Origin of the sequence: Paracoccus sp. 228, assembly GCF_000967825.1 — a bacterium.
Classification (GTDB): Bacteria; Pseudomonadota; Alphaproteobacteria; order Rhodobacterales; family Rhodobacteraceae; genus Paracoccus; species Paracoccus marcusii.
Genome location: NZ_JYGY01000003.1, coordinates 78,584 through 101,811 on the forward strand (window position 1 = coordinate 78,584; position 23,228 = coordinate 101,811).

Here is a 23,228-nt window from a genome sequence, read left to right on the forward strand (position 1 = left end):
GGGCGCCGGCAGCGGCGCCCCCGCCACGGCGCCAAGCTGCGGAACCAATGGGCAAATCCGGCGGTTCTGCTGTGGACTTACCGGAACCGGGCGCGGATCATCGATCCAAGGAAAGACCCGGAAGCGTTGCGTCAGCCAGTGGGGGAGTGATGAGTTACTATAACGAGATGTACGAGGGCGACAGCGTCCGCGACCCCTATGCCCGCCTGCGGGAATGGGTCGAGACAATGCCCGACGATTTCCGCCAGATGAAGCAGGCCGAGGCCGAGGCGCTGTTCCGCCGCATCGGCATCACCTTCGCCGTCTATGGCGAGGGGGGCGACCCGGACCGGCTGATCCCCTTCGACATGATGCCCCGCGTGTTCGAGCAGGCCGAGTGGCGCCGCCTTGAACGCGGCATCAAGCAGCGCGCCCGCGCGCTGAACGCTTTCCTGCGCGACGTCTATGGCCGCGGAGAGATCATCCGCGCCGGACGCATCCCCGCCCGCCTGGTCTATCAGAACGAGGCATTCGAGAAGTCGGTGGTGGGGTTCGTGCCCCCGCGCGGCGTCTATTCCCACATCATCGGCATTGACCTGGTCCGCACCGCCAAGGACGAGTTCTATGTCCTAGAGGACAACTGCCGCACGCCGTCGGGCGTCAGCTACATGCTGGAGAACCGCGAGATCATGATGCGCATGTTCCCGGCCCTGTTCCGCGGCAACCGCATCGAACCCGTCGACCAGTATCCCGATCTTCTGCGCCGCACGCTGGAATCGGTGGCGCCCGCGAAGTGCAGCGACCGGCCGACCTGCGTGATCCTGACGCCGGGCCATTACAACAGCGCCTATTACGAACACAGCTTCCTGGCCAACCTGATGGGGGTCGAGCTGGTCGAGGGGCAGGACCTGTTCGTGGATGGCGAATTCTGCTATATGCGCACGACCACCGGGCCCAAGCGCGTGGACGTGATCTATCGCCGGATCGACGATCCCTATCTGGACCCGCTGTGCTTCCGCCCCGATTCGATGCTGGGCATTCCGGGGCTGATGGACGTGTACCGGTCTGGCGGCGTGTCGATCTGTTCGGCACCCGGCGCGGGCGTGGCCGATGACAAGGCCATTTATACCTTCGTCCCCGAGATGGTGCGCTTCTATCTGGGAGAGGAGCCGATCCTGAACAACGTCCAGACCTGGACGCTGTGGAAGGACGACGATTACCGCTATGTGATGGAGCATCTGCCCGAACTGGTCGTCAAGGAGGTCCACGGATCAGGCGGCTACGGCATGCTGGTCGGTCCCAAGTCGACCAGGGAGGAGATCGAGGCGTTCCGCGCCAAGATCCAGGCCAATCCGTCGAACTACATCGCCCAGCCCACGCTGGCACTGTCGACCTGTCCGACCTTCGTGGACGAGGGCATCGCGCCGCGCCACGTGGACCTGCGCCCCTATTGCCTGTGCGGCGACCGGATCGAGCTGGTGCCGGGCGGGCTGACGCGCGTCGCGCTGCGCGAAGGGTCGCTGGTGGTGAACTCGTCCCAGGGCGGGGGTGTCAAGGACACCTGGGTGTTGTCGGAATGAGGGGACGTAACACGATGCTCAGCCGCACCGCCTCGAACCTGTTCTGGATGGGCCGCCATCTGGAACGTGCCGAAACCGCCGCGCGCCTGCTGGACGTGGGACAGCGCATCACGCTGCTTCCCAACACCGAGGCCGGGTACCAGAACGAATGGAACTCGTTGCTGCAGGCCTCGGGCAGTTCGGACCTGTTCGCGCAGAAATACGGAGAGATCACCCAGGAGAACATCGAGGAGTTCATCTTCTTCGACCGCGCCAACCCGTCATCGGTGGCCAGCTGCCTTGAAAAGGCGCGCGAGGCCGGTCGGATCGTGCGCACCGCGCTGACCAGCCAGGTCTGGGACGCGCTGAACGTGGCCTTCCAGGAGCTGCGCCGGATCGAACGCCAGCCGCGCGCAAAGCTGGACACCGCAGGGCTGACCGATTTCACCACCGGCCACACCTCGACCGTGCGCGGCGCGATCAACGCGACGCAGCTGAGGAACGACGGCTGGCATTTCATGAACCTGGGATACGGGCTGGAACGCGCCGATGCGACCGCGCGCCTGCTGGACGTCAAGTATTTCGTCCTGCTGCCGCGGATCGAGTTCGTGGGATCGGGTCTGGACACCTATCAGTGGCAGGTGATCCTGCGCGCGCTGTCGGCGCACCGGGCCTATCACTGGGCCTATGGCGGTGACATCACCGCGGGCCAGGTGGCCGATTTCCTGATCCTGAACGGGGAAAGCCCCCGCGCGCTGATCACGTCGCTGTATGAGACCGTGTGGCACCTTGAAGGGCTGGCGCGGCGCTATGGCGACGGGGTGCCGACCAGCGCCCGCGACAAGGCGCGCGAGGTTCTGGCAGCCCTGCAGGCCCGCGACATCGAGATGATCTTCGACGAGGGGCTGCACGAGTTCCTCAGCTGGTTCATCCTGGAACTGTCCGAGATTTCCAACCTGGTGCACCAGGATTACCTGCTTGGAGGGGTGTGACCCATGCGCCTGAAGATCTCTCACGAGACGGTCTATCGCTATGGCCAGCCGATCCGGAACCTGGTGCAGAGCCTGCGCCTGACGCCATCGGTTTTCGAGGGACAGAAGACCCATGAATGGCAGATCGACGTGTCGGGCGGCGTCAAGGGGCCGGGGTTCCGCGACGGTGCCGGCGACTGGATCGAGGGCTGGACCGTGCGCGGTCCGGTCGATCATGTGACCGTGCGCATCAGCGGACGCATCGACACCCGCGATACGGCAGGCGTCCTGCGCGGCCACCGCGAGATGATCCACCCGCTGACCTATCTGCGCGACAGTCCCGCCACGCGTCCCGACGATGCGCTGCGCGATCTGGCGCAGTCGGTCGAGGGCACCGACCGGCTGGACCTGGCGCATCAGCTGTCGATGTCGGTCAGCGACCGGATCGCGTTCCGCCCCGGCGTGACCCATACCGGCACCACCGCATCCGAGGCCCTGGCCCTGGGAGAGGGCGTCTGCCAGGACCACACCCACGCCCTGACCGCCATCGCCCGCCTGTGCGGCCTGCCGGCGCGCTATGTGTCGGGCTATCTGCATTCGACCATCGACGGGCAGGCCCATGACGCGGCCCATGCCTGGGCCGAGATCCATGTCGAGGGGTTGGGATGGGTCGGCTTCGACGCCGCCAACCGCTGCTGCCCGGACGAACGCTATGTCCGTCTGGGGTCGGGCCTGGACGCGGCGGACGCGGCCCCGATCCGGGGCGTGGCCCTGGGCACCGGATCCGAGGACATGGATGTCAGCGTCCGGGTCGAAGAGATGGCCCAGTAGGAACCGGGGGCAGCACCCCCGGTCCAGCTGTCGTTACAGGGTGATGCGATAGCGGGCAAAGCCTTCGGGCGCGTCGCCCGCCGGTTCGATGGCCAGGGTGGTCACGTCCTGCAGATAGGCCGCGGCCCCCGGCCCCGTGTCGAACAGCACCGTCGCCCCGTCCAGCGCCGCGAACGACCAGTTGCCGTCCGCCGACGGGTTGATCGTCCCCTGGTCCAGGATATAGCGCACGATCACGTCGCGGTTGGTGTCGGGCCCCTCGAACACCACGGTCGAGCCATCCGCGCCGGGGAACGACCCTCCGCCGGTGGCGCGATAGTTGTTGGTGGCGATGATGAACTCGGCCGCCGGATCGACCGGCTGCCCGTCGATGGCCAGATCGACGATGCGGTTCGCCTCCGCGTCGGCCAGCGCCCCGTCGGCGTCGAACCGCGAGGGCTGCGACAGGTCGATCCGATAGGTCACCCCGTCGATCACGTCGAAGTTGTAGCTGCGGAAGTCGGGGTTCAGCAGCATCTGGTCCGCCTGCCCCGGTTCGATCCGGTTGAAGGCCCCGGCGCTGCGCTCCAGCCAGTCCTTGACCTGCGCGCCGGTCACGCGCACGGCGCGGATGGTGTTGGGATACAGATACAGGTCGGCCACGTTGCGGATGGCGATGTCGCCCGGCGGCACGTCGGTGAAGTAATCCGGCCCGCCCCGCCCGCCGGCCTTGAAGGGCGCCGCCGCCGACAGGATGGGCAGGCCCTCGTGCTCGGTCCCGGCCAGCATCTGCGCGATGTACCAGCTTTGCGCGTTCGACACGATCTGGACCGACGGATCATCCGCCACCATCGCGAAATAGCTGTAGAGCGCGGCGCTGGTCTGGCCAACGGGTCGGCGGACATAATCCAGCGTCTGCTGGTGTTCGGTGGCGGTCGCCTCCTCGATGGCGGGTACGCTCTCGACCAGGGGGATCACCACGCCCTCGTCGTCGCGCTGATAGATCGGGCGCGCCTCGACTTGGTGACTGACGATGGTCCAGCCGTCGCCCTGCCGCTCCAGCAGCAGATCGACCAGACCCATATGCGACCCCCAGAACCCGGCCATCACCGCGGGCTTGCCGCCGATGGTGCCGGCCGCGGCATCCACCCCGGCCACGCCGTCGTAGTCGGGGCCGGGAAAGACCGAATGCGAATGCCCGGTCAGGATGACGTCGATGCCGTCGATGGCCGCCAGCGGAATGGCCGCGTTCTCCATCCCCGGTTCGGCGGTCTGCCCGCCGATGCCGCAATGGGCCAGCGCCACGACCAGGTCCACCCCCTCGGCACGCAGCTTGGGCACCCAGGCCTGGGCCGCCTCGACGATGTCGCGGACGGTGACCTGCCCCTCCAGATGCGCGCGGTCCCATTGCATGATCTGCGGCGGCACGAAGCCGATGATGCCGATACGGATCGGATGGGTGGCGCCCGCCCCGTCGGTCAGGTCCCGGTCGATCACCGCATAGGGCGGCACCAGGGTCCGGTCCTGGTCCGGGGTGGCGCCGGCCTCGGTCACCACGTTGGCGCAGACGACGGGATAGCCCGCGCCCGCCAGGCTGGCGCCCAGGAACTCCAGCCCATAGTTGAATTCGTGGTTGCCAAGGGTCCCGCCGTCATAGCCCAGGGCGTTCATCCCCTGGATCACCGGGTGGGTCGCGTCCCCGTCCATGCCACGCTCATAGGCAATGAAATCGCCCATCGGGTTGCCCTGCAGGAAATCGCCGTTGTCGAACAGCAGCGCGTTCGTGGCCTCGGCCCGCACGGCACCGACCAGGGCCGCGGTCCGCGCCAGGCCCAGGGTGTCGGTCGCCGTGTCCGCGTAATAGTCGTAGGGCCAGACATGCGCGTGCAGGTCCGTCGTCTCCATGATGCGCAGATGCGCCTGCCCCGCCTCGGCCCGTGCGGAATAGGGATGCAGCGCGACCAGCGCCAGGCCGGCCACCCCCGATGTCAGGAAACCGCGGCGGCTGAGGGCAAGAGGATGGGTCATCATGTTCGTCCTTGGGTGGTGGAACCTGCACGATGTGCGATTCGGCGCGCCAAGGCGACCCAAAGTTTCATGACGCGACCCGCAAACGAGCGATTGCAGCCCACGCCCCCCGGTCCTAGTCTGCCCTGCGGAATGCAACGGAAAGATGTGCCGGTGACCTATTGCGTCGGACTGAAACTGGATGCCGGGCTTGTGCTGCTGTCGGATACCCGCACGAATGCCGGGCTGGACAATATCTCGTGCTATCGCAAGATGTTCTTCTTCGAGGCGCCGGGCGAACGCATCATCGCGATCATGACCGCCGGGTCGCTGTCCGTGACCCAGACCACCATCGCCCGCCTGGAGGAGGCGATCGAGGATGAGCTGGCAGACGACACGACCTCGATCCTCAAGGCGCCGACCATGCTGCGCGTGGCCACGATCATCGGCGACACGCTGTGCCGCACCCGGCGCGAGATCGCCGAACAGTGCCGCGACCTCAAGCAGCAGGCATCCGCTAGCATGATCGTCGCGGGACAGCGCAAGGGCGGCGACATGCGCCTGTTCCTGATCTATCCCGAAGGCAACTTCATCGAGGCGACCGAGGACACGCCCTTCCTGCAGATCGGAGAGCACAAGTACGGCAAGCCGATCCTGGACCGGGTGGTCACCCCCGCGACCAGCCTGGCCGACGCGCAAAAGGCGGTTCTCTTGTCGATGGATTCGACGCTGCGGTCGAACCTGTCGGTGGGGATGCCGCTGGACCTGGCGGTGATCGGCGCCGATGCCTGTGCGGTCACCACGCGCCGCCGCATCCTGGACGGCGATCCGGACTTCATGCAGATGAGCGCGGCCTGGTCCGCGGCGCTGCGCGACAGCTTCGTCAAGGTCAGCATCTGACCCGCAGCTGTTAGCGCAAGCCGGACCGCATGCGCGTTGAAGCAGTCCTGCCAAGCCGTTAAGCAGTCCCCAGCATCATCCTCGGGGGACATCATGACCGACAAGACCAGCCGCAGCCGCATCACCCCCGAAGAGGCGCTGGCCTATCACCTGGAGCCGCGTCCGGGCAAATACGACATCACGCCGTCCACACCCATGACCACGCAGCGCGACCTGTCGCTGGCCTACTCGCCGGGCGTCGCGGTGCCGGTCCAGGCCATCGCCGACCGCCCCGAGACGGCCTATGATTACACCACCAAGGGCAACATGGTGGCGGTGATCTCGAACGGGACGGCGATCCTGGGGATGGGGAACCTGGGCGCGCTGGCCTCCAAGCCGGTGATGGAGGGCAAGGCGGTGCTGTTCAAGCGCTTTGCAGACGTGAACGCCATCGATCTGGAGCTGGACACCGAGGACGCGGACGAGTTCATCAACGCCGTCAAGCTGATGGGCCCGACCTTCGGGGGCATCAACCTGGAGGACATCAAGGCACCGGAATGCTTCATCATCGAGCAGCGCCTGAAGGAGCTGATGGACATCCCGGTGTTCCACGACGACCAGCACGGCACGGCCGTCATCTGCGCCGCGGGCCTGCTGAACGCGCTGGAGCTGTCGGGCAAGAAGATCGAGGATGTGCGGATCGTCCTGAACGGCGCGGGTGCGGCGGGCATCGCCTGTCTGGAACTGCTGAAGTCGATGGGCGCGCGGCATGACAACTGCATCATGTGCGACACCAAGGGCGTCATCTATCAGGGCCGCACCGAGGGCATGAACCAGTGGAAATCGGCCCATGCGGTCGTGACCACCGCCCGCACGCTGGAGGAGGCGATGAAGGGCGCCGACGTCTTCCTGGGCGTCAGCGCCAAGGGGGCGGTGACCCAGGACATGGTCGTCAGCATGGCCGACAACCCGGTGATCTTCGCCATGGCGAATCCCGACCCCGAGATCACGCCCGAGGATGCCCACGCCGTCCGCCCCGACGCGATCGTGGCCACCGGCCGCAGCGACTATCCGAACCAGGTGAACAACGTCCTGGGGTTCCCGTACCTGTTCCGCGGCGCGCTGGACATCCACGCCCGCGCCATCAACGACGAGATGAAGATCGCCTGCGCCGAGGCGCTGGCGAAACTGGCGCGCGAGGATGTCCCTGACGAGGTCGCCGTCGCCTATGGCCGCAAGCTGCAGTTCGGGCGCGACTACATCATCCCGACGCCCTTCGATCCGCGGCTGATCCACGTGATCCCGCCCGCCGTGGCGAAGGCCGGGATGGACACGGGCGTCGCGCGGCGCCCGATCATCGACATGGAGGGCTATGTCCAGACGCTGAAGAACCGGATGGACCCGACGGCCGCGATCCTGCAGGGCATCCACGCCCGCGCGCGTCAGGCCCAGGCCCGGATGATCTTTGCCGAGGGCGACGATCCGCGCGTGCTGCGCGCCGCCGTCGCCTGGCAGCGCACCGGCATGGGCCAGTCGCTGGTCGTGGGCCGCGAGGCCGAGGTCAAGGCCGAGTTGGAGGCCCTGGGCATGGGCGACGCCTTCCGCGAGATCAGCGTCGTGAACGCCGCCAACACCCGGCATTTGGACAGCTATCACGAGTTCCTGTACCAGCGCCTGCAACGGAAGGGCGTCGACCGCGAGGATGCGTTCAAGCTGGCCAACCGCGACCGCCACATCTTTGCGGCGCTGATGCTGGCGCATGGGCATGGCGACGGGTTGGTGACCGGCGCCACGCGCAAGAACGCGCCGGTGCTGGCACAGATCGGCCATGTCTTCGACGTGCGCCCGCAGGACGGGGCGGTGGGCATCACCGCCGTGCTGCACCGGGGCCGGATCGTGCTGATCGGCGACACGCTGGTCCATGAATGGCCCGAACCCGAGGATCTGGCCGACATCGCCGCCCGCGGCGCCGCGGTGGCCCGCAACCTGGGGCTGGAGCCGCGCGTGGCCTTCCTGTCGTTTTCGAATTTCGGCTATCCGGTCAGCGAACGCGCCATCAAGATGGCCCAGGCCGCCACCGTCCTGGACCGACGCGGCGCCGATTTCGAATACGAGGGCGAGATGACCGTGGACGTGGCGCTGAACATGGATGCGGCCGCGCGCTATCCCTTCAGCCGCCTGACCGCGCCCGCGAATGTGCTGGTGGTGCCGGCGCGGCATTCGGCCTCGATCTCGGTCAAGCTGATGCAGGAGATGGCGGGCGCGACCGTCATCGGTCCGATCCTGACGGGCGTGGCGCGCCCGATCCAGATCTGTTCGACCAACTCGACCGTCAGCGACATCCTGAACATGGCCGCCATCGCCGCGGGCGGGGTCGGCGCGCAGGGCTGAGGGCGCGCCGAAGGGGGTATTGGGGCAAAGGAGACGTTCAGGCGTCGCGGTCGAACTGGCGCTGCCGCTCCCGGAACCGGGCGCGGTCGGCGTCGGAATATTCGTCGGCGCAGCGGTGGCAGCTGACGCCATCCTCAAATTCCGGGCGGTCACGGTCCTCGGGTGCCAGGGGGCGGCGGCAGGCATGGCACAGACCGTGCCGCCCCTGCGCCAGCCCATGCGTCAGGCTGACCCGCTGATCGAAGACGAAGCATTCGCCCTGCCAGGTGCTGTCCTTTTGGGGGACGTCCTCCAGATATTTCAGGATGCCGCCCTGCAGGTGGTAGACCTGATCGACGCCCTGCGAGATTAGGTAGTTGGTCGACTTTTCGCAGCGGATGCCGCCGGTGCAGAACATCGCGATGCGCTTGCCCTGAAACCGATGCGCGTTGTCGGTCCACCACGCCGGAAAGTCGCGGAAGCTTTTCGTGCCGGGGTCGATGGCGCCTTGGAAGGTGCCGATCTGGACCTCGTAATCGTTGCGGGTGTCGATCACGACCACGTCGGGCGCGGCGATCAGCGCGTTCCAGTCGCGCGGTGCCACGTAATGGCCGGTGGTGGTGGCCGGGTCCATGTCGGGCTGGCCCATGGTCACGATCTCGGCCTTGAGCCGGACCTTCATGCGGGCAAAGGGGGGCGCGTCGGCGGCGCTTTCCTTCCAGTCCAGACCCGCGAAACCGGGCCAGGCGCGAATGTGGTCCAGGACCGCCAGGATGCCCGCGCGCGGGCCCGCGATGGTGCCGTTCACGCCCTCGGGCGCCAGCAGCAGCGTGCCGCACAGGCCCTGCGCGCGGCACAGGTCCAGCAACGGTCCCTGCCGGGCCGCCGGATCGGCCAGACGGGCAAAGTGATAAAGTGCGGCGACGGTCAGGGGAGTTTTGGGCAGCATGGGCGTGGCCTTATCGCGGCCACGCCCCTTGGCGCAAGATCAGAACGCAGACCCTAGAAGGTCAGGCCTAAGGCCAGACCGCCCAGCAGATAGGTCAGGCCGGTGATCAGCAGGATGCCCACGACGTTCAGCACGAACCCACCCCTGGCCATCTGGGCGATGGTGACGGTCCCGGTGCCGAACACGATGGCGTTGGGCGGCGTGCCCACCGGCAGCATGAAGGCGCAGGTCGCGGCCAGCGCCGCGGGGATCAGCAGCGTCATCGCATCGGCCCCGATGCCCAGGGCGACACCGCCCAGGATCGGGATGAAGGTCGCGGCGGTGGCGGTGTTCGACGTGATCTCGGTCAGGAACAGGATGATCGTGACCACGGCCGCGACCAGCAGGATCGTCGGCAGCGAGCCCAGGCCTGTGACCTGCTGGCCGAACCAGCTGTCCAGCCCGGACGACGCCACCGCGGAGGCCAGCGACAGCCCGCCACCGAACAGAAGAAGGACGCCCCAGGGCAGCCCGGCCTCGGCATCCTTCCAGTCCAGGACCATCTTGTCGCGGCCCTTGCCGGGCAGCAGGAACATGGCCAGGCCCGCGCCGATGGCGATGGCCGTGTCATCCAGGTTGCCCAGCCAGGGTGCCGCGGCCTCGATCGCCGGGATCGAGGTCAGAAGGCCCGGCACGATCCACAGGAACGCCGCGCCCAGGAACACGGCCAGGACCATCTTCTCTCCCTGGCTGAGCGCGCCCAGGTCGCGGACCTGATCCTCGATCATCTGCTTGCCGCCGGGGATCTCGGGCAGGTCGAACCGGTACAGGACGCGGGTCATCAGGAACCAGGCGATGAAGATGAAAATGAAGGCCAGCGGCGTGCCCAGGACCATCCATTCCAGAAAGCCGATGTTGCGGCCCAGCTCGTCCGAGGCATAGCCCGCGACGATGGCATTGGGCGGGCTGCCCAGCAGCGTGCCCAGGCCCCCCATCGACGCGGCCCAGGCGATCGACAGCACCAGGCAGACGCCGAAGGCGCTGATATTTGGGTCCTTGACGACGTCGGTGATGGTGCCGCCGGCCTTCATCGCATCCTCGGCCGCGGCGCCGTCCTGGCGCGATCCGCGTTCGACCACCAGGGACAGGACGGACAGGCCGATGGGCAGCATCATCAGCGTGGTGGCGGTGTTGGACACCCACATCGACAGAAAGCCGGTTGCTAGCATCATGCCCAGGACGATCCGCCGGGGCGCCACACCCACCTTGCGCAGCGTCAGCAGCGCGATGCGCGTGTGCAGGTGCCATTTCTCCATCGCGATGGCGATCAGGAAGCCGCCCAGGAACAGGAACACGATCGACGACGCATAGGGCTGCGTCGCCTGGCCGACGGTCGTTTCCGTCAGCGCCGGGATCAGCACGATCGGCAGAAGCGCGGTGGCCGACAGCGGGATCGCCTCGGTCATCCACCAGATGGCCATCAGCGTGCCGACGGCGGCGACGATGCGTGCATCCTCGGACAGCCCCTCCTGTCCGCCCAGCAGCAGCCAGACGATGCCGGCCATCACCACCCCAAGCGCCCGCAGCACCCAGATCATCTGCGCAGAGCGGGTCGGGACCTCGTTCTCGTCATATTCACCGGGGTGGTGCAGATCGTCCTGTATCCCCATCGTGTCCTCCCTTTTCGTGCGACATCTTCTTGCGGTCAGGGTATGGCAAAACCGGGTCCGCGACCACCCTTGACGACCGGCCCCGCCCGGCGGTCTAGTGGCGCCACACCGAAGCCAAGGCGGACCGGATGACCCAGGCCCTGATCGTGATCGACATGCAGCGCGACTTCTGCCCCGGCGGTCGGCTGGCCGTGGCCGGGGGCGACCAGATCGTGGCGCCGATCAACGCGATGATGGCCGATTTCGACGCGGTGATCCTGACGCAGGACTGGCATCCGGCCGACCATGCCAGCTTTGCCGACAACCACCCGGGCGCCGCCGCCTTTTCGATGACACAGATGCCCTATGGCCCACAGGTGCTGTGGCCCGCCCATTGCGTGATCGGCACGCCGGGGGCGGAGTTCCACCCCGACCTGCAGGTCGACCGGGCCGATCTGGTGCTGCGCAAGGGGTTCCGCGCCGGTATCGACAGCTATTCCGCGTTCTTCGAGAACGACCGCACGACCGCCACCGGTCTTGCCGGCTATCTGCGCGACCGCGGCATCACCGACCTGACCCTTGTCGGGCTGGCCCATGATTTCTGCGTCGCGTGGAGCGCGATGGACGCCGCCCGCCTGGGCTTTGCCGCCCGCGTGGCGGAGGATGCGTGCCGTGCGATCGACCTGGATGGCAGCCTGGCCGCCGCGCGCGCGTCGATGCGCCAGGCGGGCGTCACGCTGGCCTGAGGGTTGCGCCCCCGCGCGGATCAAGGCACCAAGGGCGAAATGGTCAAGGAAACAGCGTCATGGCCGATATCGCCACGCGGGTCTACAATCACAAATGGAAGATCGACCCGATCGTCCGGTCGCTGATCGACACCGACTTCTACAAGCTGCTGATGTGCCAGTCGGTGTTCCGCAACAGCCCGGACACCACCGTCACCTTCAGCCTGATCAACCGCAGCAAGGACGTGCGCCTGGCCGACCTGATCGACGAGGGCGAGCTGCGCGAGCAGCTGGACCATGTGCGGTCGCTGTCCCTGACCCGCGGTGAGAGCACCTGGCTGCGCGGCAACACCTTCTATGGCAAGCGGCAGATGTTCCGCCCCGATTTCATGGAATTCCTGGAGGGGCTGCGCCTGCCCGCCTATCACCTGGACAAGCGCGACGGCCAGTACGAGCTGACCTTCGAGGGCCCCTGGCCCCAGGTGATGCTGTGGGAGATCCCGGCTTTGTCGATCCTGATGGAGCTGCGGTCCCGCGCGGTCCTGAAGGACATGGGCCGGTTCGAGCTGCAGGTCCTCTATGCCCGCGCCATGACCCGCCTGTGGGAGAAGATACAGGCCATGCGCGCCCTGCCCGACCTGCGCATCGCCGATTTCGGCACCCGCCGGCGGCACAGCTTCCTGTGGCAGGACTGGGCCGTGCAGGCGATGATCGAGGGGTTGGGCGACCGCTTCACCGGCACCTCGAACTGCCTGATCGCGCAGCGCCGCGACATCGAGGCGATCGGCACCAATGCGCATGAGCTGCCGATGGTGCGCGCGGCCCTGGCCGATGGCGACGCGGCCCTGCGCCAGGCGCCCTATGACGTGCTGGCCGACTGGCACGAGGAGCATGACGGCAACCTGCGCATCATCCTGCCCGACACCTACGGCACGGAAGGGTTCCTGGCGGGCGCGCCGGACTGGCTGGCGGGCTGGACCGGCATCCGCATCGACAGCGGCGACCCGGCCACGGGCGCCGAGACCGCGATCCGCTGGTGGCAGTCGCGCGGCGAGGACCCGCGCGGCAAGCTGATCATCTTTTCCGACGGGCTGGACGTGGACAAGATCCTGGCCCTGCATCGGCAGTTCCACGGCCGGGTCAAGGTCAGCTTTGGTTGGGGCACGCTGCTGACGAACGATTTTCGCGGGCTGGTGCCGGGCGACGGGCTGGCGCCGTTCAGCCTGGTCTGCAAGGCGGTGGCGGCCGATGGGCGCCCGACCGTCAAGCTGTCGGACAACCCCGCCAAGGCCACCGGCCCCGCGGCCGAGATCGAACGCTACAAGCGCGTCTTCGGGGTGGGCGTCCAGCAGGCGCTGTCGGTCACGGTCTAGACCCCGGTCACCCACAGCACCAGCAGACAGGCCAGCGCCCCGAGCGATGCCGTGATCGGCAGTGTCACCAGCCAGGCGGCGGTGATGGTCACGACATGGCTGCGCCGCACCAGGATGCGGCGGCGCGTCTCGTCCGCGGGCAGGGCCTCGGACCGGCTGCCGCGGCGGCGGTCCAGCCATTCGCGCGCAAAGCCTACGCCGAAGATGCCGCCGACCGCCACATGGGTGGTCGATACCGGCAGGCCCAGGGCCGATGCGCCCAGCACCGTCACGGCGGTGGCCAGCGACACGCAGAAGGCGCGCCCCGCGTTCAGCTTGGTGATGCCGCTGCCCACCATGTGGACCAGGCGGCGCCCGAACAGCAGCGTGCCGGTGGCGATGGCAAGCCCTCCGCCCGCCAGCACCAGCACCGGGACCACGCCGATCGCGGTCGACATCCCCTGTCCGCGCAGGACCACCGACAGCGGTCCCGCGATGTTGCCCACGTCGTTGGCGCCATGGGCAAAGCCCAGAATCAGCACGGACATCACCAGCGCGGGGCGCAGCAGCGACTTGGTGCTTGGTTTACGCGGATGGCGTGCCAGTTCGCGCAGCACGCTGCGCCGCGTCAGCCACAGCGCGCCCGCCCCGGTCGGCGCGGCCGCCGCACAGGAGGCCAGCGGTCCCAGGTCCAGCAGCACCACGACATAGGCCGAAAACAGCGCCGCCATCAGGCCGACCAGCAGCGGCAGCCACAAAAGCGCCGCCCCGGCGCGATCCGGCGCCTCGACCACCTTCAGGCGCAGCAGGATCAGCAGACCGCCGGCCAGGCCTCCCGCCACCACCGGCGTCACCATCCAGACAGATGCGATGATCGCCAGCGTCCCCCAGGCCACCGCCGACAGGCCCAAGGCCACCGCCCCCGCCCCCGCGATGCCACCCACGATGGAATGCGACGTGCTGACCGGCAGGCCGATGCCCGTGGCCAAGGTGATCCAGACTGCCGCCCCGATCAGCGCCGCGACCATCATCATCGGGGCGCGCCCGCCCTCGGCCAGGGGTGCCAGCTGGACGATGCCGCCCGCCAGACGGGCCGACACCGCGCCCCCGGCCAGCACCGCCCCCGCCACGCCCGCGACGGCGACCAGTGCCAGCCCGGGCAGCAGCCCGATGGCCCCCGCGCCGACCGCCGGACCCAAGGAATTCGCGACGTCGTTCGCCCCGATCGCCACGCCCAGCCAGGCCGCGACCACCAGCCCCGCCCCGATGGCCAGCATGCCGGGCGCGGCACCTGACAGCGCCATGACCATCAGCAACCCGCCCACCAGCGCCAGCACCGCCAGCCCCAGCCGCCAGACGGGACGGAAGGCATGCATCTGTGCGACCTCGGCATGGCCGATGCGGCCCAGATCCTTGTCCAGCGCGCGAAAGCCGGGGCGGTGCGTCATGCCGGCTCAGGCGGCATCGGGGCGGTCCAGACCGGCCAGGATCTGCTTGAGCCCCGGTTCAACCACCATGCGGGCGGCCTCGACCGGGGCGAACCAGCGACGCTTGCGCTGCCGGTCCTCGGGAAACCGGTCTGACACGCTGTCCACGGACAGCAGATAGACCCGCATCTCGACCGGGACGGCATAGCCCTGGTCCTGCTGCTTTCTGTATCGGAAGCGGCCCAGTTCGGCCGGGCGGATGCGCCCGCGCACGCCGGCCTCCTCCCAGGCCTCCTGGGCTGCGGCGCCGGGAAGGGTGCGCCCCTCCATCGGCCAGCCCTTGGGAATGACCCAACGGCCCGTGTCGCGGCTGGTGATCAGCAGGACATTGCCGCTGGCCGGGTCGCGGCAGATCGCGCCGACCTGCATCAGCACCGGCCGCCGCCCCAGCAGCAGATCGAGGGTCCGGCGCCAGACGCTCATTCGTCCTCCACCTTGCCGCGCAGGGACTTGACCTCTCCGCGCACCGACTTGGCCTTCAAGCGGCGGCGCTGGCTGCCCAGGGTGGGGCGGGTGGCGATGCGGCGCTTGGGCGCGACCAGGGCCTGACGGATCAGGTCGGCCAGCCGTTCGCGGGCCAGTTCGCGGTTTCGGGCCTGGCTGCGGGTTTCCTGGGACAGGATCAGGACGGCCCCGTCCTGCGTCCAGCGCCGTCCGGCCAGCCGCTGCAGCCGCCGCTTGACCGGGTCGGGCAGGCTGGGGGATGTCGCGGCCTCGAACCGCAGCTCGACCGCGGTCTCGACCTTGTTCACGTTCTGCCCGCCCGGTCCCTGAGACCGGGTGAACTGTTCGGACAGTTCCCATTCCTGGATGGCGATGGTTTCGGTGACATGCAGCATGACCTTCAGGATATGGCGCGATCCGGGGTCAGTTAAAGCGCAAACCGGTTAACACAGTGTAAATTCCGGCTGTCCTCAGATCAGGCGACAGGGTTCCTGTTCCGGCCAATGCGCGAAGGGCAGGACCGCGCCATCCCTGCGGCTGATATCGACGCGGGACAGATCGGCGGTCGCGCGCACCCATCCCGGTGCGTCCATCTCTCCTTCGGCGATGATCCCGGTCTCGGGCCAGAAACCGTCGGGCGGGCCATAGATCGCGGCGCGGCCCCGGTTCTCGTCCAGCGCGGGCATCCAGTCGCAGGGGCCGACGGTGGGCGCCTGGACCACGACGCACTGGCTTTCCAGCGCGCGGGCCATCGCGCCGATGCGCACCCGGTTGAACCCCGCAACTGTGTCGGTGCAGCTGGGCACCAGCAGGAGCTGCGCCCCGGCCTGCGCCAGCACCCGTCCCAGCAACGGAAACTCGCTGTCATAGCAGATGAGGATGCCGATCCGCCCCAGGGTCGTGTCGAAGATCCGCAGGCCGGGCGCGCCGGTGACATGCCATTCCTCGCGTTCGAACCGGGTCATGATCTGCTTGTCCTGGTGGCCGATCACCCCGTCGGGGCCATACAGCACCGCACGGTTGACCGGGCGCGCGCCGTCGAAGGCCGGCCCCGACGCGCCCAGGATGTGACAGCCGTGCCGCGCCGCAAGGTCCGCATGCAGCGCCCGGACCTGCGGGTCCAGCGCAGCCACGGCATGCAGGCTGGCCTCCAGATCGCCAGCGACCGCGCGCCCGGACAGGGATGCCAGCTCCATCGCGCCGTATTCGGGGAAGACCAACAGATCGGCATCAGCATCGGAGACCCACCGTGCCAGCTTGGCGGCATAGGCGTCGAAGCTGTCGAACCAGTCGATCGGATAGGCGGCGGCGGCAATCTTCACAGCGGTTTCATCCAGAATTGCAGAGACTTTTCGGTCTCGGTGGCCTGGCCAAGGTCCTTCCAGGCGAACTGCGCGACGACGCCCGGCAGGGGCGCATAGCCGCGCTTGCGCCAGAACGCATCCAGCGGCCAGTACTCGGCCGGACGCATCGGGTGGTCCGCGGGACGGATCACGCTGCAGAAGGCCGACCAACGCGCGCCCAAGGCGCGGGCGTGATCCTCGCGCGCGTCGAAGAACGCATGGCCCAGCCCGTGCCCGCGATAGGCCCGCAGCAGCACCGATTCGGCACAATAGAAGATGTCGGATAGCGGTTCAGGGCGATCCGCGAATGCCGCGCCGAAATCGGCGGCGTGATCCGACATCGGCGCGCCCGTGGCCGCCCCCACGATCCGGTCCCCATCCATCGCGGCGACCACGACCGCGCCGGGCGACTGGTAGGCGCGCAGATAGTCGCGTTCGTAATCGGCATCGCCGTCATACAGGTACGGCCAGTCGCGGAACACGTCGATCCGCAGGCGCGCCACGTCGGGCAGCGCCTCGGCCAGCGCATCGCCGGTCAGGACGCGGACCGCGACGCTCATGCGCCGACCTGGGCCATCCAGTCGGCCAGGTTGTAATAGGTGGTCACCCGCGCGATGCGGCCGTCGCGGATGGTAAAGAACGCGCCCGCAGGCAGGCGATAGGTCTGGCCGCGGGCCTCGGGCAGGCCGGGATCGGTCTTCAGATAGGTCCCGTTCACGACGAATTCCGCCGCCGCGCGGTCGCCCGCCTCGTTGGCCATGATGACCATGTCGGTCAGGTTTTCCCGATAGCTTTCGGTCATGTGGGCGTTGAATTCCGCGAACAGCGCGCGGCCGCGGCGGATCTTGCCCTCGTTCACGTGGTGCTCGACGTCGTCATGCAGCAGCGCCAGCATGTCGTCGGTGCGCCCCGCGTTGAAGGCGTCGTAATAGGCGGCGATCAGGGCCTTGGCGTCCATCGGGGTCTCCTTGCTTTTGCGCAAGGCTAGCGTGCCGAACGCGCGCCGTCACCTGATCCCAAGGTCCGAGGGAACCAATCCGGCCCCGGCGGCCTTGAAAAACGGTTTGAACCTGTTAGCGCTGATGCAAACAGGAACCGGAGGACTTCATGGACAATCGCGATCAGCTGGGCAAGCGCGAGATCACCTGCTTCAAGGCGTATGACGTGCGCGGAGAGCTGGGCAAGAACCTGGATGCGGACGTCGCCTATCGCATCGGTCGCGCCTTTGCGCAGGCGCGCGGCGCCAAGCGCGTCGTCGTGGGTCGCGACAGCCGCGAATCCTCGCCCGAACTGGCCGCGGCGCTGATCGAGGGCCTGACCGACGGCGGCGCCGACGTGCTGGACCTGGGCCTGGCCGGCACCGAGGAGGTGTATTTCCACACCGGCAACCAGGACACCGATGGCGGCATCGAGGTCACGGCCTCGCACAACCCGATCAACTACAACGGCATGAAGATCGTGGGTCGCGGCTCGGCGCCGCTGGACCCAGCGACCGAACTGCCGCCCATCGTCGATCTGGCCACCAACGGCGAATTCGCCCCCACCACCAAGGGCAGCGTCACCGATTTCAGCCATGCCCGCGCCGAATACGCATCGCGCATGGCCGATTTCGTCGACGTCGCCGCGCTGCGCCCGATGAAGATCGTGGTGAATGCCGGCAACGGCACCGCAGGCCCGACCTTCGACGCGATCGCCGAGGAGCTGGAGCGTCGGGGCGCGCCGCTGACCTTCGTTCGGATGCACCACAACGTCGACAGCACCTTTCCCAACGGCATCCCCAACCCCCTGCTGGACGAGAACCAGCCCCCCACCGTCGCGCGGATGAAGGAAGAAAAGGCCGACCTGGGCGTGGCCTGGGACGGCGATTTCGACCGCTGCTTCTTCTTCGACGAGAACGGGCGCTTTATTCCCGGGGAATACATCGTGGGCCTGCTGGGCGCGGCATTCCTGGAGAAGTCGCCCGGCGAGAAGATCGTCCATGACCCCCGCGTGATCATGAACACCCGCGCCATGATCGAAGAGGCCGGCGGCGAGGCCGTGGTGTCCAAGACCGGCCATGCCTTCATCAAGCGCAAGATGCGCGATGTCAGCGCGATCTATGGCGGAGAGATGTCGGCGCATCACTATTTCCGCGACTTCTACTATTGCGACAGCGGCATGATCCCGTGGCTGCTGATGATCGAACTGCTGTCGCGCAAGGGCATGACCCTGGCCGAGATGCTGGAAGAGCGGATGCGCCTGTATCCGTCGTCCGGAGAGACGAACTACACCATCTCGGACCCGGATGCGGCCATCGCGCGCCTGATCGAAACCTACGAGCCGCAGGCCGACAGCCGGGACGACCTGGACGGGGTGTCGCTGAACTTTGGCAAGTGGCGGTTCAACCTGCGCAAGTCGAACACCGAACCGGTGGTGCGCCTGAACGTCGAATCCGACGGCGACGCGGCGCTGGTGCGCGAAAAGCAGGCCGAACTGGCGGCGCTGCTCAAGGCGTGACGGGCTGGCGGGCCGAAAGGCCCGCCCGCTAGTCCGAAAACCCGAAGGCGATGTAGTCGCGCAGGTACGCCTGACGCGCGGCTTGCAGCAGGGCCTTGTCGCGCAGGAAATCGGGCCTCGGCTGAACCTTCAGCCCCCCCAGGCGCGCGTCGTCGATCCCTGCCGCGCGGGCCAGCGTGGGCAGTTCGTCGGCGATGCGATCCTCGCGGATCAGCATGTCGGGGCTGGCCACCCGGCTGAACCCGGCGATCACCTCGGACTGGCTGGCCCAACCGGCATGGGTGGGCAGCGTGGTCTGGCCGTTCAGGTTGCGTTTCAGGAAGGCCAGGAACTGTGCAAACAGCTCCAGCTGCGCCTGACGATCCATCCCCGCCAATGCCGCGTCCGGCGGCAGCGCCACCCGATGGACGTCGCGCATCAGCTGACGCAGTTCGGGGCGGCTGTCGGTCAGCAGCTGCCGGAACGCCGTCCAGGCCCGGTGCAGCGGGTGGCGCAGCACCGCAAAGCTGCGATGGCCGGGATGCTGGCGTTTCCACTGGCGCAGGCTGGTCTGGGTGAAATCGCCCGACACCGCGCCCAGTGTCGCCATCCAGTCGCGCACCGCATCCCCCGGCCCGCAGCGGACCGGCATGAAGATCAGCCCCTGCCCCGCCTCGACCGCGGAAAAGCTGGGCACGGAGGGGCCACGACGCGGTTCGAAATTCGGGATGCGGCGCAGCATGAACGGGTCGATCTGCGCCAGGTCCGCCTGCATCTCGTCGAAATTGCGGACCTTGTCGGCCAGTTCGCGAGGGTTCTGGGGCACCTGGTCGCTGGCGGGTTCGACCCGTGCGATGTCGGTGCGGCCCAGCCAGTGGACCAGCCCGGTCATCACCTCGGGGTCGCGCAGGTCCTCGTATCCCAGCCAGAAGGCGGTCTGCCCGGTCACCTGCAACCGGTGCATAACGCGCAGCTGAAACCGTTCGACAGCCGCGATGGTGTCGCGGAACTCTGGCCCGTCATAGGTGATCGCGGCGGGGATCGGAGTCTCCGTCTCGTTCAGCTTCCACTGGTTCGTCTCGCGCGCAAGCTGGGTCGAGACATAGCTGTCCAGCGGGTTGCGGGTCAGCACGATCTTGGCGCATTCGGGGTCATGCATGATCGCGTCGAAGACCCGCGGATCGTGATCGTGGAAATAGCGGAAGCCCGGCAGATGGCCGGGCCGGTCGAACAGCCTGTCCAGCAGGACCATCGGGTCGGCCTCGCGCTGGGCGCGGGTGACGCCCTGCAATTCGTCCTTGTCGGGCCAGCCCATCATGTAGGGGTTGAACGCCTCGCCAAAGCAGGTGACGCCCCGCAGCGCGTTCAGCGTCGCCTCCAGCAGGTTCGAGCCCGTGCGCATCTCGGCGAAGATGACGAAGCGGCGGAACGGAACGGTCATTCGGCGGCGGTCCTTTCGGGAAGGGGGATATCCGGCATGGGCAGGCCGTCGCCGAACATGCGCGGACGCAGCCCGGAATTGCGCAGCCGCCGCAGCAGCTCGGGCAGCCCGTGCAGGTCGCGCATCTGCGGCATGTCGGTGGGCGCGTCCGCCAGGCGCGGCAGCTGGGCCAGGGACTGGAACAGCATCTCCTGGGGGCGGGCCAGGAAATCGGACAGTTCATGGACATGCACGCGGGCCTTGACCCAGACCGAATTCAGCACGTCCATCTGCGCGATCTCGGCCCGCTGAAGCAGGGCCGTGACCCGGCGGATGTCGTCAAAGGGCATGTCCGATCGCAGCAGCGGCAGCATCCAGGCCCCGGTGACCACATGGATATGGGCGTTCGGGTCCGTGGCGATGAACCAATTCAGCGCTTGGTTGTCGCGCGGGCTGAACTGGAACACCTGCATTCGCGTGGTGATGCGGATCAGCGCGGTCAGGAACCCGTGCGGGTCGCGGTCGCGGATCAGCGTGCTGGACGAGATCGCCCCCGGCCCGATCTGCGGGCGGCCGCCGAATTCCACCGTCTCGGGCCCCAGCAGGTGGCCGTGGACATCGGCGTCGACCTGCGCGGACAGCCACCCCTCGAAGCCGGGAAAGATGTCGGAAAAGCCCTGGAACATCGCATAGGGGGCCGAAGTCTTGCCGTTCTCGGCATCCTTGCGCGGAAAGCGCGACTGCATGTAGAGGCCGGGCCGCCCCAGCAGGCGGCGGCGCACCGTCCGGTTGATCAGGCGTTCGATCCGTTGGGGCTGGGGCGCGGACAGATCGGGGCGGGCACCGGCCGGACGCGGGAAATGCGCCAGAAGATGCGCGGCCTCGGGCCAGACCTTGCGCGCCACGAAACAGCGCGACTCCTCCAGCATCAGGGCGTGGTCGTCGTAGAGCTGATAGGGCCTGCCGTCATGGTCGAACTTGGCCAGGGTCAGCGAATGGCTTTCGATGCGGGTCGCGTGGCGCCGCGCCAGCGTCTGGAAATAGCTTTCGTCCGGGATCCAGACCATGCGGAAATAGCGGTCGAACTCGGCCCGGCGCGGATCGTCCAAGATCGCGCGCAGCGTCGTCACCGTCAGGCACCACCATTGCGCGCCCAGATGCGGGGTCAGCCCCTTGGGCAGCCTGCGGCGGATGCCCAGACGGCGCTGCCACTCGGTCAGGCGGTCGAACAGCCAGCGCCGCCTGCGCCAGTCTAGCGGATAGAACAGGGTAAAGCGTTCCTCGTTCAGCCCGCCGACGGTCCAGCCGACGTCCAGCGCACTGACGCTTTCGATATGGTCGCGGTCGGGGTCCTGCGCCAGGAACGCCGTCAGGTCGCGCACCGGGCGCAGCGGCAGGCAGGCCCCGGATGCCAGATAGACATGGGTGACGTCGGAAAAGCTGTCCAGCAGCAGCCGCGCCGCATCCTGGGTGGCGCGCACCAGGCTGAAGCGGCCCCAGTCGCAGGTGTGGCGCCGCGACCAGACGATGCCGGGAAGGTCGGACAGTTCGACCCGCATCCGCGCCACCGACCGGGCCGAGGCCTTGGCATCGACATGGATCGCCACCCGTGCGCCGCCCTGGACCCAGATCCGCGCCATGTGGGCCGCCACGTCCAGGCGCGCATGGCACAGAAGCACCACTCCCAGCCTGACGCGGCGCACCTCCACCGGGCCCGTCATGCCCAGTTCCCCCGGGAGATCAGCCCCAGATCCTCCAGCTGGCGCCAGTCGGCGTATTCGCGCGATTCGCTGCACCACAGGTCGGTGCCGCCGCGCAGCCCGGCGTGATACGCCTTGTATTCCTTGCTGTTGGCATAATGCTGGCGACGGTCCAGCTCCTCGGCGGACTTGTCGGCGAAGGTGGACAGGAACTTGGCGTGCAGCAGGCAGCCCGATGCCATCTCTCCGCCGGCCTCGTCATAGACCATGTTCAGATGGCGGGGCAGCAGCATGTGGGTCGAACTGACATAGGCATAGCGCCAGTCCCACCTGACCAGCGGGGTCTTGTTCAGCGCCGGTCCGGACAAGGGTTCGGCAGTGAAGAACTTGCGCGTGCGCGGACCGCCCTGGATCCACAGGTTGCCGTAATAGGGGTTCTTGCTGATCGTGTAGTTCGCCGGATCGAACCATCGGGCGATGGTGAACGGGTCCGTCCCCTCGGCATAAGGTTCGTCCTCGATATGGCCGCGGGGGTACATGTCCAGCAGCATGGCCGGAAAGCTGCGCCGCCCCGAGGCCTCCAGCCAGTCGGTCAGGGCGGGCAGCGGGCGCGAATCGCAATGCGGATAGATCAGGAACTCGTCCGGATCGACAGTCAGGCACCAATGCCCGTGGCCGTACTTCGCCAGAAGCCGGTTGATCCAGTCCATCCCGAACCGCGACCGCTTGTAGCCGGCATTGGTCCACCACAGCGACACGTCGGGCTGTTCTGCCAGATAATTGCCGCTGCCGTCGTCGCTGTCGTTATTCACGAACAGAAAGTGATTCACGCCCAGGTTGCGGTAATAGTTCAGAAAGAACGGCAGCCGCACCCGTTCGTTGCGCATCGTCACCAGGGCGAGGATGTCGTTCTTGCGGATCTGGGCGGTGCGGTTGACCACGGGCCGCAGGGCCCGCCGCCGGTTGAACGCGCGCGCGATCAGGTACTGCCGTTCGGCCCTGCGCCGTAGGCGGTCGGGGATCGGGAACCGGCCCATGCGCATCACGCGGACCGGCGATCGGCAGAAGATGTGCGGCGCGACGTCATGCCCTAGCAATGTGCAGGACACCCCGTTTTGGCAAGCCCATTC

At 67.7% G+C, this 23,228-nt stretch carries 20 protein-coding genes; 8 read left to right on the forward strand and 12 right to left on the reverse strand.

The genetic code is table 11. The features are described 5' to 3' along the window. Positions 1-149: 149 nt before the first annotated feature. The 3 genes from SY26_RS10085 to SY26_RS10095 are packed head-to-tail and all read left to right on the forward strand — an operon-like array spanning position 150 to position 3,340. A complete protein-coding gene (locus tag SY26_RS10085; RefSeq protein ID WP_046000427.1) occupies positions 150-1,559 on the forward strand; it encodes a circularly permuted type 2 ATP-grasp protein in 1,410 nt (469 codons plus the stop codon). A 14-nt stretch (positions 1,560-1,573) separates the two neighbouring features. Continuing rightward, positions 1,574-2,530 carry an alpha-E domain-containing protein gene (locus SY26_RS10090; RefSeq protein ID WP_045982658.1) on the forward strand — a complete coding sequence of 319 codons (957 nt, stop codon included), beginning with the start codon at positions 1,574-1,576 and terminating at the stop codon, positions 2,528-2,530. A gap of 3 nt (positions 2,531-2,533) precedes the next feature. Next, positions 2,534-3,340 (forward strand): transglutaminase family protein, encoded by an 807-nt coding sequence (locus tag SY26_RS10095; RefSeq protein WP_046000428.1) that lies wholly within the window; start codon positions 2,534-2,536, stop codon positions 3,338-3,340. A 33-nt stretch (positions 3,341-3,373) separates the two neighbouring features. Here the strand turns inward: SY26_RS10095 and SY26_RS10100 are convergent, their stop codons facing one another. Then, positions 3,374-5,347 (reverse strand): bifunctional 2',3'-cyclic-nucleotide 2'-phosphodiesterase/3'-nucleotidase, encoded by a 1,974-nt coding sequence (locus SY26_RS10100; RefSeq protein WP_046000821.1) that lies wholly within the window; start codon positions 5,345-5,347, stop codon positions 3,374-3,376. A gap of 153 nt (positions 5,348-5,500) precedes the next feature. On the opposite strand from SY26_RS10100, the gene SY26_RS10105 reads away from it, so the two are divergent. After that, the gene (locus SY26_RS10105) at positions 5,501-6,226 is read left to right on the forward strand and encodes a proteasome-type protease (protein WP_045982660.1); all 726 of its coding nucleotides are present in this window, start codon (positions 5,501-5,503) and stop codon (positions 6,224-6,226) included. A 93-nt stretch (positions 6,227-6,319) separates the two neighbouring features. Continuing rightward, complete coding sequence (locus tag SY26_RS10110; RefSeq protein ID WP_046000429.1) at positions 6,320-8,596, forward strand: NADP-dependent malic enzyme; 2,277 nt, start codon at positions 6,320-6,322, stop codon at positions 8,594-8,596. A gap of 37 nt (positions 8,597-8,633) precedes the next feature. On the opposite strand, the gene SY26_RS10115 is transcribed toward SY26_RS10110, so the two are convergent. Together SY26_RS10115 and SY26_RS10120 are read right to left on the reverse strand one after the other, a co-directional pair. Further along, entirely contained in the window at positions 8,634-9,524 is an 891-nt protein-coding gene (locus SY26_RS10115) for a rhodanese-related sulfurtransferase (protein WP_046000430.1), read from the reverse strand. A 53-nt stretch (positions 9,525-9,577) separates the two neighbouring features. Then, positions 9,578-11,173: an SLC13 family permease gene (locus SY26_RS10120; RefSeq protein ID WP_046000431.1), complete on the reverse strand. Its 1,596-nt coding sequence runs from the start codon at positions 11,171-11,173 to the stop codon at positions 9,578-9,580. A 128-nt stretch (positions 11,174-11,301) separates the two neighbouring features. On the opposite strand from SY26_RS10120, the gene pncA reads away from it, so the two are divergent. Both pncA and pncB read left to right on the forward strand, forming a co-directional pair. Then, positions 11,302-11,898 (forward strand): bifunctional nicotinamidase/pyrazinamidase, encoded by a 597-nt coding sequence (gene pncA / locus SY26_RS10125; protein ID WP_046000432.1) that lies wholly within the window; start codon positions 11,302-11,304, stop codon positions 11,896-11,898. Between the two features lie 59 nt (positions 11,899-11,957). Continuing rightward, complete coding sequence (pncB, locus tag SY26_RS10130; protein ID WP_046000433.1) at positions 11,958-13,250, forward strand: nicotinate phosphoribosyltransferase; 1,293 nt, start codon at positions 11,958-11,960, stop codon at positions 13,248-13,250. Here pncB and SY26_RS10135 read toward each other — a convergent pair. From SY26_RS10135 to SY26_RS10160, 6 genes are all read right to left on the reverse strand, one after another. Then, positions 13,247-14,677 carry an inorganic phosphate transporter gene (locus SY26_RS10135; RefSeq protein ID WP_046000434.1) on the reverse strand — a complete coding sequence of 477 codons (1,431 nt, stop codon included), beginning with the start codon at positions 14,675-14,677 and terminating at the stop codon, positions 13,247-13,249. The genes pncB and SY26_RS10135 overlap by 4 nt on opposite strands. A gap of 6 nt (positions 14,678-14,683) precedes the next feature. After that, positions 14,684-15,139 (reverse strand): NUDIX hydrolase, encoded by a 456-nt coding sequence (locus SY26_RS10140; protein WP_045982667.1) that lies wholly within the window; start codon positions 15,137-15,139, stop codon positions 14,684-14,686. After that, positions 15,136-15,555, reverse strand: coding sequence for an alternative ribosome rescue aminoacyl-tRNA hydrolase ArfB (gene arfB / locus SY26_RS10145; protein WP_046000435.1), 420 nt, complete (start codon positions 15,553-15,555; stop codon positions 15,136-15,138). Before arfB ends, SY26_RS10140 begins: the two co-directional genes overlap by 4 nt. 75 nt (positions 15,556-15,630) lie before the next feature. Further along, positions 15,631-16,482, reverse strand: coding sequence for a carbon-nitrogen hydrolase family protein (locus SY26_RS10150; RefSeq protein WP_046000436.1), 852 nt, complete (start codon positions 16,480-16,482; stop codon positions 15,631-15,633). After that, entirely contained in the window at positions 16,479-17,063 is a 585-nt protein-coding gene (locus SY26_RS10155) for a GNAT family N-acetyltransferase (RefSeq protein ID WP_046000437.1), read from the reverse strand. The genes SY26_RS10150 and SY26_RS10155 overlap by 4 nt, the downstream gene beginning before the upstream one ends. Next, on the reverse strand, positions 17,060-17,461 hold the full coding sequence (locus SY26_RS10160) for a ketosteroid isomerase-related protein (RefSeq protein WP_045982671.1): 402 nt from the start codon (positions 17,459-17,461) through the stop codon (positions 17,060-17,062). Before SY26_RS10160 ends, SY26_RS10155 begins: the two co-directional genes overlap by 4 nt. A 149-nt stretch (positions 17,462-17,610) precedes the next feature. Here SY26_RS10160 and SY26_RS10165 point away from each other — a divergent pair, with 149 nt between their 5' ends. Continuing rightward, complete coding sequence (locus tag SY26_RS10165; protein WP_046000438.1) at positions 17,611-18,999, forward strand: phosphomannomutase/phosphoglucomutase; 1,389 nt, start codon at positions 17,611-17,613, stop codon at positions 18,997-18,999. Between the two features lie 28 nt (positions 19,000-19,027). Here SY26_RS10165 and SY26_RS10170 read toward each other — a convergent pair whose 3' ends face one another. Genes SY26_RS10170 through SY26_RS10180 form a run of 3 tightly spaced genes read right to left on the reverse strand, consistent with a single transcriptional unit; the run spans position 19,028 to position 23,135 of the window. Further along, a complete protein-coding gene (locus SY26_RS10170; RefSeq protein WP_046000439.1) occupies positions 19,028-20,419 on the reverse strand; it encodes a hypothetical protein in 1,392 nt (463 codons plus the stop codon). Then, a complete protein-coding gene (locus SY26_RS10175; RefSeq protein ID WP_046000440.1) occupies positions 20,416-22,119 on the reverse strand; it encodes a beta-1,6-N-acetylglucosaminyltransferase in 1,704 nt (567 codons plus the stop codon). The genes SY26_RS10170 and SY26_RS10175 overlap by 4 nt, the downstream gene beginning before the upstream one ends. Continuing rightward, positions 22,116-23,135, reverse strand: a complete 1,020-nt coding sequence (locus SY26_RS10180; RefSeq protein ID WP_045982691.1) for a glycosyltransferase family 2 protein — start codon at positions 23,133-23,135, stop codon at positions 22,116-22,118. The genes SY26_RS10175 and SY26_RS10180 overlap by 4 nt, the downstream gene beginning before the upstream one ends. Positions 23,136-23,228 lie beyond the last annotated feature (93 nt).